At 52.8% G+C, this 13998-nt stretch carries 12 protein-coding genes; 9 read left to right on the forward strand and 3 right to left on the reverse strand.

The window, feature by feature from the left end; translation table 11 throughout:
- Positions 1 to 112 precede the first annotated feature (112 nt).
- The 3 genes from ACFQPC_RS04095 (at position 113) to ACFQPC_RS04105 (ending at position 3576) form a co-directional block, all read left to right on the forward strand.
- Positions 113 to 2107, forward strand: a complete 1995-nt coding sequence (locus ACFQPC_RS04095; protein WP_382270319.1) for an O-linked N-acetylglucosamine transferase, SPINDLY family protein — start codon at positions 113 to 115, stop codon at positions 2105 to 2107.
- 44 nt (positions 2108 to 2151) lie between these two features.
- Positions 2152 to 2550, forward strand: coding sequence for a VOC family protein (locus tag ACFQPC_RS04100; RefSeq protein WP_382270320.1), 399 nt, complete (start codon positions 2152 to 2154; stop codon positions 2548 to 2550).
- 126 nt (positions 2551 to 2676) lie between these two features.
- On the forward strand, positions 2677 to 3576 hold the full coding sequence (locus tag ACFQPC_RS04105; RefSeq protein WP_382270321.1) for a DMT family transporter: 900 nt from the start codon (positions 2677 to 2679) through the stop codon (positions 3574 to 3576).
- Positions 3577 to 3645: 69 nt separating this feature from the next.
- Here ACFQPC_RS04105 and ACFQPC_RS04110 read toward each other — a convergent pair whose 3' ends face one another.
- Both ACFQPC_RS04110 and ACFQPC_RS04115 read right to left on the reverse strand, forming a co-directional pair.
- Positions 3646 to 4548 carry a GGDEF domain-containing protein gene (locus tag ACFQPC_RS04110; protein WP_382270322.1) on the reverse strand — a complete coding sequence of 301 codons (903 nt, stop codon included), beginning with the start codon at positions 4546 to 4548 and terminating at the stop codon, positions 3646 to 3648.
- A gap of 282 nt (positions 4549 to 4830) precedes the next feature.
- Entirely contained in the window at positions 4831 to 6615 is a 1785-nt protein-coding gene (locus tag ACFQPC_RS04115) for a monovalent cation:proton antiporter-2 (CPA2) family protein (protein ID WP_382270323.1), read from the reverse strand.
- A 480-nt stretch (positions 6616 to 7095) separates the two neighbouring features.
- Between ACFQPC_RS04115 and ACFQPC_RS04120 the strand changes: the two genes are divergently transcribed.
- The 5 genes from ACFQPC_RS04120 to ACFQPC_RS04140 all read left to right on the forward strand — a co-directional run bounded on the left by ACFQPC_RS04120 (position 7096) and on the right by ACFQPC_RS04140 (position 12648).
- Positions 7096 to 8592 (forward strand): efflux transporter outer membrane subunit, encoded by a 1497-nt coding sequence (locus tag ACFQPC_RS04120; protein ID WP_382270324.1) that lies wholly within the window; start codon positions 7096 to 7098, stop codon positions 8590 to 8592.
- A complete protein-coding gene (locus ACFQPC_RS04125) occupies positions 8589 to 9092 on the forward strand; it encodes a MarR family winged helix-turn-helix transcriptional regulator (protein WP_382270325.1) in 504 nt (167 codons plus the stop codon). The genes ACFQPC_RS04120 and ACFQPC_RS04125 overlap by 4 nt, the downstream gene beginning before the upstream one ends.
- Positions 9089 to 11308, forward strand: a complete 2220-nt coding sequence (locus ACFQPC_RS04130) for an FUSC family protein (protein ID WP_382270326.1) — start codon at positions 9089 to 9091, stop codon at positions 11306 to 11308. The genes ACFQPC_RS04125 and ACFQPC_RS04130 overlap by 4 nt, the downstream gene beginning before the upstream one ends.
- The gene (locus ACFQPC_RS04135; protein ID WP_382270327.1) at positions 11298 to 11495 is read left to right on the forward strand and encodes a DUF1656 domain-containing protein; all 198 of its coding nucleotides are present in this window, start codon (positions 11298 to 11300) and stop codon (positions 11493 to 11495) included. Before ACFQPC_RS04130 ends, ACFQPC_RS04135 begins: the two co-directional genes overlap by 11 nt.
- 283 nt (positions 11496 to 11778) lie before the next feature.
- A complete protein-coding gene (locus ACFQPC_RS04140; RefSeq protein WP_382270328.1) occupies positions 11779 to 12648 on the forward strand; it encodes an efflux RND transporter periplasmic adaptor subunit in 870 nt (289 codons plus the stop codon).
- A gap of 38 nt (positions 12649 to 12686) precedes the next feature.
- On the opposite strand, the gene ACFQPC_RS04145 is transcribed toward ACFQPC_RS04140, so the two are convergent.
- Positions 12687 to 13310 (reverse strand): NADPH-dependent FMN reductase, encoded by a 624-nt coding sequence (locus tag ACFQPC_RS04145; RefSeq protein ID WP_382270329.1) that lies wholly within the window; start codon positions 13308 to 13310, stop codon positions 12687 to 12689.
- 196 nt (positions 13311 to 13506) lie between these two features.
- Between ACFQPC_RS04145 and soxR the strand changes: the two genes are divergently transcribed.
- On the forward strand, positions 13507 to 13968 hold the full coding sequence (soxR, locus tag ACFQPC_RS04150; RefSeq protein WP_382270330.1) for a redox-sensitive transcriptional activator SoxR: 462 nt from the start codon (positions 13507 to 13509) through the stop codon (positions 13966 to 13968).
- Positions 13969 to 13998: the final 30 nt, after the last annotated feature.

Below are 13998 nucleotides of genomic sequence, written 5' to 3' on the forward strand. Positions count from 1 at the left end.
AATTTAAAGATAATTGGACGTCCGCTGCAAATCAAGGCGAAGTAAGGGTTCCTTCTGGCTGTTTTGCAACGAAGTATGGTGTCTTTAAAGAATAATGAATAGGAACAGCGCCTTGAATACAGAAGAGTACCAATCCAGTTTCAGGCTTGCGGAGGCTTTTTATGAAAAAAATGAGCTGGATTCAGCGAAGAAATTATTAGCTGAAATATCCGAGGCAAGGCCGGATGACCACCAGGCTTTTCGTTTGTTGGGTTTTATCGCCGGGCGTCAAAACGATTTCGTTAAAGCGGCGGAGTATTTGAGTCGTGCAACGGCAGTACAGCCTGATTTTATCGAGGGATGGTATTACCTTGGAAAAGCATTCCATGAGATAGAAAAATTTGATGAAGCGGTTAAGTGTTTCGATGCTGCGGTTCGTTTATATTCTGACTTTTTTGAAGCACTGCATGATAAGGCGCGCGCGCTTTGTGCTTTACGTCGCTTAAATGAAGCTATCCAGGCATTCGAGCTTGCTTACAAGTTAAATCCAAATTCCGCCGAACTCTGGACAAATCTTGGCTGGGTCTTTGTGCAGCAGAGGCAATTCGACAAAGTAATCATTTGTTGCAACCAGGTATTGAGATTGCAAGCTAACGATGCCATGGCTTTGCGCACCAAAGGCGATGCTTTTTTTCATCTACAGCAGTATGCGCAGGCAGTGAGTGAATACGAAAAAGTATTGCTCGTTGATCCCGATTTTGAGGAGGCGCGTGGTTCTTTGTTATATGCAAAGCTCATGGCTGGCGATTGGTCCGACCTTGAATACCATTATGCATTGTTGAAAACATCAATTCATCAGGGCAAGAAATGCGTGACGCCTTTTGTGATGGCTATTCTGTCGAATTCGCCGCAGGAGCAATCGCTTGTAACCACCAGGTACACAACAGATTTGTATCCGCCGGCAAAAATGGCAGTACATAAGCCCAATCCGAAGCAGCATGAACGTATTCGGCTGGCCTACTTGTCTGCCGATTACCACCAGCACGCTACCGCATTTCTAATGCTGGAGCTGTTCAAAAAACATGACCGCAAACGGTTTGATGTGATTGCAATATCGTATGGCCCGAACGACGCTAGTCGAACAAGACAAGAGTTGAATGCCAGTTTTGATGAGTTTATAGATGTACAGGGTAAGAGCGATCGTCAAATCGCAGAACTGCTATCCGAATTGAAAATTGATATCGCAATTGATTTAAAAGGTTATACAGATGATGGAAGACCGGGGATTTTTACTTATTGTGCTGCCCCCATTCAAGTGAGTTATTTGGGTTATCCAGGGACTTTGGGGGCTGAGTACGTCGATTATTTGATCGCTGATAAGTTTTTGATTCCTGACGAAGAGGAAGCGCTGTATTCTGAATCTATTGTTTTCTTGCCCGATAGTTATCAGGTAAATGGAAGAAACCGTGAGGTAAGCCAGCCATTGCCTACGCGCGCAGATTGCGGATTGCCGGAACGAGGGTTCGTATTCTGTTCATTCAATAACACCTATAAAAACAATCCGGCAGTGTTTTCTATCTGGATGAATTTGTTAAAGCGGGTCGATGACAGCGTTTTATGGTTGCTGACGAAAGCCGGTGGCTTTGAGGAAAATATCCGGAATGAAGCCCTAAAGCGCGGCATTGATCCGAAGAGAATTATTTTCGCAAAAAATATGCCGTTGCCTGAGCACCTGGCACGAGTGGCGCGGGCAGATTTATTCCTGGATTCTTTGCCATGCAATGCACATACAACGGCAAGCGATGCATTGTGGGTGAATGTGCCCGTTGTCACTTGTGTTGGTTCTACATTCGCGGGTAGGGTAGGGCAAAGCGTGTTGAATGCGATAGGGATGCCTGAGTTGGTTACGCATTCATTGTCGGAATATGAAGAGTTGGCCTTCGATCTGGCTACGAATCCGGATGCCTTATCGGCCGTACGAGGAAAATTACAGCATAAAATTAAAACATCTCCTTTATTCGATGCGGAACGTTTTGCATACCATCTGGAATGGGCTTATGAGGAAATGTGGCAACGCTTTGAGTGCGGTGAGGCGCCAGGGCGGATGCTAGTGCCGGAAATGAGGTGACTTTTTTGTGTTGAATAACTGCATTCAATATAAAGGGATCAAATATGAAACTGGATCAACTGGATCACCTCGTCCTGACGGTTAAGGATATAGAACTGACGATCGCTTTCTACCAGCGTGTGCTGGGTATGGAAGTCGTGATTTTCGGTGCCGGGCGCAAGGCGCTGACTTTCGGGAATCAGAAGATCAATTTGCATCAGCACGGCAGGGAATTCGAGCCCAAGGCCGAGCATCCGACGCCGGGCTCGGCCGACTTGTGCTTCATCACTTCGGTGCCGCTGGACCGGGTGCTGCAGCATTTCAATCAATGCGGCGTTACCGTGCTGGAAGGGCCGATCCGACGTACCGGTGCGACCGGTCCTATCCTGTCGCTATACCTGCGCGATCCTGATTTCAATCTGATTGAAGTGTCGAATCGCATAGTGGAAGACGCAAGCCCGTAACACGGCTGTCGTGACAGATGTTTACGGTGTCAGACACAAGTCAGGCTTATCAAGTATCCTCTCCGATTGTTTGATTTATTCGCCTTTGCATGGCTATGACCTGCAAAGGCTTTATCTTTTTCCTCCATGACTCACAAGATAACGCCATCGACTGTATTGCTGCTCACGCTTGCGCCCATGATGTGGGCCGGGAATGCGATTGTGGGTCGGTCCGTGAATGCGATGGTGCCGCCGGTGACATTGAATTTGCTGCGCTGGGCGATCGCAATGTTGATCCTGTTGCCACTGGCGAGCTGGATTTTTCGGCGTAATAGCCCGTTCTGGCGTAACTGGCGGCGCTTTTCCGTGCTGGGCCTGCTCGGCGTCGGCTTGTATAACACCTTGCAATACCTGGCATTGCAAACTTCGTCACCGATCAATGTGACCCTGGTGGCGGCCAGCATGCCGGTGTGGATGCTGCTGATTGGTTCCCTGTTCTTTGGCGTGAAGGTCTCACACAAGCAGACCGTAGGTGCGGTCTTATCCATCGTCGGTGTCCTGATCGTGTTGAGCCGCGGTGAGTTGCGGCAGTTATTGGCGCTGCGGCTGGTCGCCGGCGATATCTTCATGATCATCGCAGCCATCGTCTGGTCTTTTTATAGCTGGCTGCTGACGCTGCCGAAGGACCCGGAAGAGATACGCCGTGACTGGGCTGCCTTCCTGTTGGCGCAAGTTGCATTTGGCGTTGCGTGGTCTTGCTTGTTTACGGCCGGTGAATGGGCGCTGGGTGACTTGTATATAGATTGGAGCTGGCCTTTGGTGGCGGCGTTGATGTTCGTGGCGATAGGGCCTGCCATCATCGCCTTGCGCTGCTGGGGCCTGGGCGTGCAAAGGGTGGGGCCGACCATTGCCGGTTTCTTCAGCAACCTCACGCCATTGTTTGCCGCGCTGATGTCATCCGCTTTCCTCGGCGAGATGCCGCACCTCTATCACGGCGTCGCTTTCATATTGATTGTTGGTGGCATCGTCGTTTCTTCACGACGCTAAATGTTCGCGTGGCCAATGCGACACTTGCTTTGCATCGTCAAAACGGGAGGGCTGCTATCGCCTCCCGTCTCAGGCCGGAACTATCCTGTCCTTACCCATGCTTTTGGCTTCGTACAACGCGCGATCTGCCCGTTTGAGGGTATCCTCGTATGAGCGATCTTCCGGCATCATGGTTGTCACGCCTATGCTGGCTGTGACGACAGTATCTTCTACTGAAAACCGGTTTAGCTCTTGCCTGAAGCGATCATGTAAACGTTCAGCGAGTTGCATGGCTTGCTCAAGCCCGGTGTTGGGCATGGCGATCACAAATTCATCACCACCGAAGCGGCACGCAGTATCCGCTTTCCGGATCGCTGAACGACAAATGTTGGCCACCGCCTGGATAATTTCATCCCCTGCGAGATGTCCTTTGGTGTCGTTGATTTTCTTCAGGTTGTCCAGGTCAAATATAAAGATGGAAGTCGGTAGGGAATACCGAACGAATGACTCGTAGTGCAATGTCAGATCATGCTCGAGTTTTCTTCGGTTGAACAGGCCGGTCAGCTGGTCGGTATCGCTTAACTCCCTCAGCTTGCCTTCCAGAAGATGGCGCTCTGAAATATTGCTCGCGACCCAGAGCACTACCTCTTCGCCGTCTACCAAAAAGCTCAGGGCTTGGATGCGTCCTTCAAACCAGATCGGGTCCTTGGGGCCGTCATCGTCGAGGCCTTTTACATCCCGGTTACTCAGTTCGTATTCTTCGACCAGTAATTTTCGGGATTCCAGTGCCTTGTCTATCTGTTCGAGAAACCAGTTTGCTTTCTCAGGCTTGATCACGTCTGAGATATACAGGCCGATAAGACCGGTACCATCGTGGTAATAGCGCGTATCGCGGCCGCCGAACACCGCAACGTATTTTCCACTACGAGACAGGATGAACGCTGGATCCGGCAAAGCCTCAAGAATTAGGTCCATCTGTTCAAGATTGATCATGAAGCGCTTCTTCCGAGCTGTTTATGGGGAGGCAGATAATGAGCTTGAAAAGTACAGATGCTCTCTGTGCCAAGGTTTATCGGGTAAATGTGCTTAGTCTGGCCCATCGCTGTGATGGTGACTGAAGCTGCCATTATGCCATCGCCAGTTGATGGAGTGTCCTGGATGCAGCGACCAACTTGGCGCATGGCAGCCATGCGATGGCATAAAAAAGCGACCATCAGGTCGCTTTTTATTTTGGATCTATATTTGAAAAATACGAAAAGCGATAAAGCAGGGCCGTTAATTGGTGGTCTGGTCTTCCGCTTTTTTCGGTGGTGGGATGTATTCAATATTCCCCAAGACCAGCGCACGACCGGCAAACAGGCCACCGGTCGTTTCCAGCGCGAAGCGCTCGGCATCGCGGCTGCGTACTTCAGCAATCAAATCTTCGGCTTCCTGTACTTCGGAACCCAGCAGGATGACGGCTTGCTTTGCCATTTGCAACGATGCTTCAAACGTTTCGCGAACGACGAAATCGGCATTGTGTTTGATTAGCTCAAGGGCATGTTCACGGTCAAAGGCGCGTACCACGAGTTTTGTATTCGGACATTCTTGTTTTGCCGTCTCTACAATTCTGGTGACAGCGTTTTTATCGTTGATACATACCAGGATGACTGATGCCTGTAGTGCACCCGCAGCGTGCAGGATATCCGGGCGCCCGCCGTCACCATAAAAGACCTTGAAACCATAAGGTTCAACGGCACGTATGACATCCGGATCACTATCGATAATCGATAGCTTGGCTCCCTTTGCGAGCGGACCCTGGCTCGCAATCTGGCCAACCCGGCCAAAACCTATGATGAGGACGCTGGCCTGGATATCCCTTGGTTCTTCCATGCCATCGAGTGACGCGACTATTTTGCCGCCAAAGCGTTTGTGCAGTACCACCACCATCGGGGTCAAGGCCATCGAGAGTACGACGATGGCGGTGATGTTGGCATTGATTTCAGTTGAAATCACATTCAGCTTGAGCGCTTCCGTGAAAAGTACGAAGGCGAACTCGCCACCTTGTGCCATGAGTATGGCGCGGTCGATTGCTTCCGCGTGATTGCTTTTTGCCAGCCGTGCTACGCAGTAGATGCAGAACGCTTTAGCCATCATGAGCGCCAATACGCCGGCAACGACGATGCGCCAGTTGCTGGCGACGACATCAAGGTTCAAAGCCATGCCGACGCCGAGGAAGAACAAGCCCAGCAGCAAGCCGCGGAACGGTTCTATGTCTGCTTCCAGTTGATGGCGGAATGTAGATTCCGACAGCAGGACGCCGGCCAGGAACGCTCCCATCGCCATCGACAAGCCACCCAGTTCCATCAGGAGTGCGGCACCGAGTACTACCAGCAGGGCGGCGGCGGTCATGACTTCGCGCGCCTTAGCTTTGGCCAGTACACGAAATAGCGGATTCAGGAGCCAGATGCCGGCACCTATCAGTACGGTCAGGGCAAGGGCGGCAAAGATAATCTTTTGCAAAACGGGGGCGCCATGGGTGGCGGCGGCATCGGCTGGTGCGAGGAAGGCGACGATCGCCAGCAAAGGAACGATCAGCAAATCTTCAAATAATAAGATGGAGACTATGCGTTGTCCCCTGGGTGTTTGTATGTCGCCGCGTTCGCTGAGTACTTGCATGACGATGGCGGTCGAGGTCAGTACGAAGCCGGCGCCGGCGACAAAGGAGACTTGCCACGGGAAGCCGAAGGCGATGCCTACACCTGTGAGCAGGATCGAACTTGCCACCACCTGCATGCTGCCCAGGCCGAAAATCTGTCCCCGCAAGCTCCACAGATGCGAGGGTTTCATTTCCAGGCCGATGATGAAGAGGAACATGACGACACCAAGTTCGGCAACATGGATGATGGTTTGCGCATCCGACATCAAGCCTAAGCCTGATGGGCCTATGGCCAGTCCGGCGGCCAGATAGCCCAGAACCGATCCAAGGCCGATGCGCTTGAAGAGCGGTACGGCTATTACTGCAGCGCCCAATAAGGTCACGATGCCAACTAACTGGCTGGTGCTTCCTTCCATTGCCATACATTTTTCCTGGTTTTATGGGTAAAGCTTGAGGAGGGCGTTATATCGGGAATAAGGAGTGATCATTTTAAGAGTTTGGTGCCGGCAATTGTCGACATTTCTTATTTGTTTGTGGGTCCAATTCAGCGCCACAAACAAAAAAGCCCGCGACCAAAAGGTAGCAGGCTTGATATGAGGGTTTCGCCAGTCCTATAGTGGAAAGTGCAAAACCTGGGCGAGTTTCCTCACCGCGAACTAATTATGCGCTTATTCAGGGAAATGCACAATGATGATTTCAGGCAACACTTAAAGCGCCAGTTGTTAAGCCCACGACTGTTCCTGCCAGATATTCCACTGGATGATCTTGTCGCTTTATCTATATTGTTAAGGTGGTATGTTGATGAAATAAGTCATCTGTAAATTTTCACAAAATTATAGTTCATTAGTAAAATATATTGGAGTAAAATAAAACCCGGTCACAAATTTACGGATGTTTGCATCATGAATCGAAGAATTGCTTATCTGGGTATTGCCTGCATGACGGTGCTGTTAAGCGCCTGTGCGGATATGGGCAATATCAAACCACAGGCGCAACGCATGGATGCGAACGCGTTGGGTGGTGGCACGGTCATTTCGCAAGCGGCCGTCAACGATGCCGCGCAATGGCCGCAGCAGCAGTGGTGGCATGCATATGGTGATGCACAACTGGATGCGCTGATCGCTACCGCCTTGAGCGACAGTCCGAACCTGCATATTGCGGAGGCACGCGTGCGCCAGGCCCAGGCTTATGCCGGGATGGCGGAGTCGGCTACCTTGCCGAATGTCAGTGCGTCGACTTCCATGACACGTCAATTATTCTCCGCGCACGACTTCATCCCGCCACCGGAAGCAGGGAATTACGCCTGGTATAACCGGGTTGCGGTAGAAGCGACTTACGACCTGGACCTGTGGGGTAGGCATCGTCAGGAACTGGCAGCGGCGCTGGATGAAGTGAAAGTGTCGTCGGCAGAATCGCAGATGGCGCGACTGGCGCTGGAAAACAATATCGTGCGCAGCTATGTGCAATTGTCGCTGCAGTTTGCGTTGAAGGATATTGCCGAAGACACCTTGTCGCATCGCGAAAAAGGTTTGCAGGTGATGCATAAACGCCTGGCCGCCGGCCTGGCAACCGAGATGGATGTGACGCAGCTGGAAGCCGCCATCCCGCCTTTGCATATACAGATAGAGCAATACGACGAAGCGATAGTTGTGTTGCGCAATCAATTGGCGGCACTGACCGGCAAAGGCCCGGCAGAAGGCGAGAAGATCACACGTCCGACGCTGGCGCTGGATAACAATGCCTGGTTGCGTTTGCCTGCCGTATTGCCGGCTGACCTGATTGGTCGGCGTCCGGATGTCGCCGCACGCCGCTGGGGGGTGGAAGCGGCCGGCAAGCAAATTGAAGCGGCTAAAGCTGCGTTTTATCCGGATATCAACTTGATGGCTTTCATTGGTTTCCAGGGTATAGGTTTTTCCAATTTCCTCAAGGGTGATTCAGCTATACGCGGCATAGGACCGGCTATTTCATTGCCAATTTTTGATGGTGGTCGCCTGCGCAGCAACCTGGGGGCGCATACCGCAGCCTACGATATTGCGGTCGAGAGTTATAACGGTACGCTGATCCATGCGCTGGAAAGCGTGGCCAATACGCTGGTCGTCGCACAATCCCTGCAACAGCAAAAGAATTTGAACGATGGCGCGCTGGTGACGGCAAGCAAGGCACGTACACTGGCCAGCAAGGGTTTTGCCGCCGGCATGACGGATTTCCTAGTGTTGCTCAATAGTGAAGTCGCCTTGCTCACGCAGGAACAGCAGCGCGCGCAAATTACCGCACGCATGCTGGAAAGCCATGCGGCACTGATGCTGGCATTGGGTGGTGGCTATCAGCCGGAACCAGTTGACGCAAATGGTGCCAAGCCGGCTGTGAATAATATGAACAGTAACAAGGACAAGCCATGAGTAATTTTGACAGTACCGTACGCCGTATCGCGCGTTGCGGCGAGCGCATGCCTGAGCATCCGAAGCAATTGGTGACCTTGAGCCGTCTCGCTTATCACATCCAGAAACGCACACAGGACCAGTTGAATGCGGTGATGAAGGAACATGGCCTGACCAGTGTCAGCTATACCGCTCTGATGGTGCTGTACGGTTCCGACGATGAAACCCAGCGCGCCTCCGACCTCGGCGATGCCTGTTCGGAAAAGCCGGCGAACCTGACGCGTATTTGCAATGACCTTGAAAAGCAGGGCTTGATCAAACGCCGCTTCAGCCTGGAAGATCGTCGCAGTGTAGAGATATCACTGACCACCGCTGGCCGTAAGCGGGTCGAACAAGTGTCACCGGATTACTGGGCCATTTTGCATCAAACATATGACGGCCTTAAAGAGAAAGAGCTCGCGCTGCAGGAAACCATGCTGCGGCAGGAACTGGCCAACCTGGAAGCCAAAAGCCCGGAATGAATACCGCTGTCGAATCAGAAGCACCGTCTGCAACACCGGCACCGCCTGCCGCGTGGCATAGACGGGCACGCGTGATTGCGCAAGATTGGCTGGACACGGAAGGACAGCGCTGGATCTTCGTGCTGAAGACTTTACTGGCCGCCTTCCTCGCTTTATGGATAGCTTTCCGCCTCGGCTTTGATTCGCCGCGCAGCGCGATGATGACTGTCTTCATCGTGGCCTTGCCAAGCAGCGGGATGGCACTAGAAAAAAGTATCTATCGCCTGCTAGGCACACTGGTCGGTTGTGCCGCCGCACTGACGCTGCTGGCCCTGTTCCCGCAGCAGGCGATGCTTTTGTTCATCGCACTTGCGGTATGGGTCGGCTTTTGTACTGCCGGTTCGGCCTTGATGCGCAATGCGCGCTCTTACGGTTTTGTGCTGGCCGGTTATACCGCATGCATGATTGCAGTACCGGCGATCGATGCACCTTTGCATGTCTTCAACCTCGCTGTGTCGCGCGTGACGGAAATTTCGCTGGGCATCTTGTGTGCCGCCCTGGTGAACGATGCCTTGTTTCCCAAACACCAGAGTGAACAATTGGTGCAGGCGGTGCGTCGTCTGTATCGCAATATTGCGCAGTTGTGCAGTGATGCGATGCAAGGGCGCTTGAGCCCGGAGCAACTGGAACGCTTGCACCTGCAATTTGCCACTGAAGTAGCCGCGCTGGAATCCGGTCGTGCGGCAGCTTTCTTTGAAGCCGGCGATATCCGTACGCGCAACCAGCAACTGCACGCTTTCAATGCCGCCGCGATGGTGGGCCTGACGACTTTCCACACCTTGCATCAATTGATGCAGCGCTTGCGTAATCGCGGCGATATGCTGGTGCCGGATGTGATGTTGCCTTTGTATGATGCATTTTCGAAGGCTTTGCTGGTCACGAATATCCCGGCGCGTACCGCAGTCGAAGTCGGCATTACACGTGACAAGCTGCAAGCCCTGCATGCGCTTTTATCGCAAATGATTGCCGACGCGCGCGAGGATTTCCGTCGGCATGAATACAACGATGAGCAGAGATTAAACCTGGATACCGCGCTGGAATTGATGCAGCGCTTCAGCGACGAGTTTTATCAGCTGGTGGTGATTTATCACGATTTGCCAAAGCGCCTGTCCGACAAACCGGCCAGGACTGCCGGACAGATACTCAGCTATAGCGCGAAGACGCCACCGATGATTGCGCTGGCTGCCGGTTTGCGTAGCGCCGCCGCCTTGTTGCTGCTGACCCTGGCCTGGCATGGCCTGAACTGGCCGAGTGCCGGTGGCGCTGTGATCATCACCGTTATTTTTTGCGGACTGGCTGCATCATCGCCTGATCCGAGTGGTTTGATCCGCCAGACTACCTTGGGTTTTGCAAGTGCTACGCCATTTGCATTCTTCTGTGCATTCTTCATGCTCAACCATGTCGAAGGTTACATGATGCTGGTCTTGGCAATGCTGCCATTTTTGCTGGTAGGTGCGTATATCAGTACCTGGCGCAAGGTGGCCGGTATTGGTATCGGTTTCAACCTTATGTTTGCGCAAATGATCGCACCGGAAAACCTGATGCGTTTCGATGTGTTGAATTTCATCAATGACAGCATGGCGCAAGTCCTCGGCCTGATCCTTGCCGGTTTGATGTTTGCACTGATCCTGCCGGAACATAAGCAGGGTTCGCGGCGCCATATTGCCGAATCCTTGTGGGGTGAAGCCTTGCGCTTGTGCATCAGCGATACAGCCAACCTGCGTCATCATTTTGAAAGCAGGGTACGTGACTTGCTGAATCAATTGAGCATGAGCATACGTGGTACCGCCGATGCGGCGACGCGTCGTACGCTGAACCAGGCCATTACCTTGCTGGAAATCGGCCATGCGATTATCGATTTGCGTGATTTGAGTGCACGCCTGAAACCGGGGCATCCGGCGCGGGTGGCGAAAGAAAAATGCGTCGCCAGCCTCGCTGATTACTTCCGCAAGCCGCAGGCGCCGCAGCATGCGCGTGCGTTGATAGAAATACGGGCAGCGGGTGCGATGTTGCGTAGCCTGTTGCTGGATAAGGACACGCTGCAGGCAAATGAAGCTGCGCAATTGCAGCGCGCATTGACCGACCTGCACCTGATTCATGCATCTTTGCTGGACCAGTCCTTGAATGAATTTTCTACTGAAGCTGCATTAAACGGAGCAAGCAACCATGCCGCGTGAGATTTCCATTTTTGGCGTATTGGCGCCGTCGCTGTTGCTGGTGTTCCTGTTGGCGGTCGTCATCCACATCGGTGTTGACTGGCTGTGCGGCCACTTTGGTATCTATAAACATGTCTGGCATCGCTCGCTGTTCAGGTTGTGCCTGCTGGTTTGCATATTCGGCGCACTTGCGCTCATCATTTATTAGAGAACTCATTTCACAAATCGCCGTGAGATGCGTTCTTACCAAAAGCGGTGCTGGCAAGGCGTGCGACGCGTCGCATAGTAGCCTATGCGCAAGGAGCACAACGCGGCCAGCGCCGCTTTTGGTAAGAACCCGGAGGGAACGGGCTATTTGGGCGTATTGCTGCGTTGCGTCGCTTGCCAAGGGGACCACCCTTGGCAAGCGACACGCCTTGCACTACCTCCCAAATAGCCGCGTTTGCACTCACGGATATTTGTGAAATGAGTTCTAACAGAGGATCACTCTCATGCGTACGTCCGCTTATCTCCGCTACATCATCACCGGTGTATTCCTGTTGCTTGCCATCCTGTTCGGCAAATACCTGTGGGATGACAATATGTATTCGCCATGGACGCGCGACGGTCGTGTCAAGGCAGACATCCTCCACATTGCACCGGATGTATCCGGCATCGTGACGAATGTCGCGGTGCGCGATAACCAGTTCGTGCATAAAGGCGATATCTTGTTCAGCATCGATAAAAGCCGTTATGCACATGTGTTGACACAAGCCGAAGCAACACTGGCGGCACAACAGGCAGAGAAAGGCATGCGTAGCAAGGAAGCGGCACGACGCAGTACCCTGGATGCGTCTATCGTCACCAGTGAGAATCGCGAAGCTGCTGCTTCACTGTCATCGATTGCCGGTGCCAAATACCAGGCAGCGGCCGCAGCGCGTGATACTGCGCAATTGAACCTGGAGCGTACTGATGTGCGTGCACCGGTGGATGGCTATGTCACCAACCTGCATGTATATGCCGGTGATTTTGCCACTGCAGGTGTGCCGCAGCTGGCGGTGATCGATAGCAATTCCTACTATGTCAGCGGCTATTTTGAAGAAACCAAATTGCCTTACCTGAAGGTCAACGATAAGGTCGAGATACGCCTGATGAGCGGCGGTCCGGCGTTGCAGGGCCATATCGAAAGCATTTCACGTGGTATTACCGATAGGGATGCAAGCACCGGTCGCGAGTTGCTGGCCGATATCAACCCGACCTTCAACTGGGTACGCCTGGCGCAAAGGGTGCCGGTGCGTATACACATAGACGATCTGGATAAAAATCATCAGCTGGTGGCAGGGATGACTTGTACCGTGATCGTCCAGCCGGGCAAGAAATAAGTAATTCGGGCAAGCCTTCCTGGACGGGAAAGCTTGCCTCAGGTCGCAACGATGCCGTAAGGAATACTGCAGCGTGCATCCTTCAACGCGCCGGCCCACCAATGCAATTGTGCCAGCATCATTTCCATCGATTTTTCCGCGCGGGCCGGTGCGAATAAATGCCCGCGCTCATCGAATTGTTCCCACGCATTCGCGAAGCTGACACTGTTGCGCATGGTTGCTACATGCAATTCGCCAAATACCTGGCGCAATTGTTCGACTGCACGTAAACCACCTGATACACCTCCATACGAAACAAAGGCCAGCGGCTTGGCTTGCCACTCCCTTGAGACCGAGTCGATCAGGTGCTTGAGCGGAGCAGGGTAGCCGTGGTTGTATTCAGGCGTAATCACGATGAAGGCATCGGCCCGGTCGAGGCATGCGCGTAACACATTCAGGTCCACGTTTTCTTTGCGATCCAGTTGCGGTTGCAGGGATAGCTTGGCCGGATCCACGATTTCCAGTGCGAATTGCGGATGCTTGCGGACTTGCGCGCAAGCCCAGTTCGCCACAGTGTCGCAGTAACGTCCTTCACGGATGCTGCCGTAAATCAGCGCAACATTAATTTTTTCATTCGTTCTGGTTAATTCACCAGTTGCAAGGGCTGGTAGCAGTGCGGACATCGAACCTCCAAATGCTGTTGTGCGTCGTTTTAGATGGAGCGCCAATAAATCGGCGCGCTGATAATATACTGTATATGCATACAGTTAAAAAGAAATAATTGCATGCGCCACCGGTTTGCACTCATGCGCTTCAGGGCTTGCCGTGCGATGTGAAAATAGTGTAAAACCTCAACTTAACTTGAGGTCAATAGGCGCGATGAAAAAAATCGATAAAGAACACATCCACATGGAAATGACGGTAGGCGAAGTCGCTGCGCGCAGTGGTGTTGCGGTATCTGCGATTCACTTCTATGAGGCGAAAGGCTTGATCTTCAGTCGTCGCAACGCCGGCAACCAGCGTCGCTATGCACGTGATGTCTTGCGTCGCGTCGCCGTGATCAAGGTGGCGCAGCGCGCAGGAATTCCATTGGCATCCATCGCCGCGGCATTGGCAAGCTTGCCGCAAGGCCGTGCACCAGGTACCCATGACTGGGCGCGCTTGTCTGCCGGTTGGCGCGCAGAGCTGGATCTACGCATAGCAAAAATGACGCAATTACGTGACCAGCTCGACCAGTGCATAGGCTGTGGTTGCCTCTCGATCGAGCATTGCGGCTTGCGTAATCCGGGCGATCAATTGTCCGAGCAGGGGGCCGGGCCGCGCTTGCTGGAATCCCCGTGAAGGATGGTTTTGCCTAAGTGATCGTTCTTT

It is taken from the genome of Herminiimonas glaciei (assembly GCF_042664955.1).
Classification (GTDB): Bacteria; Pseudomonadota; Gammaproteobacteria; order Burkholderiales; family Burkholderiaceae_D; genus Oxalicibacterium; species Oxalicibacterium glaciei.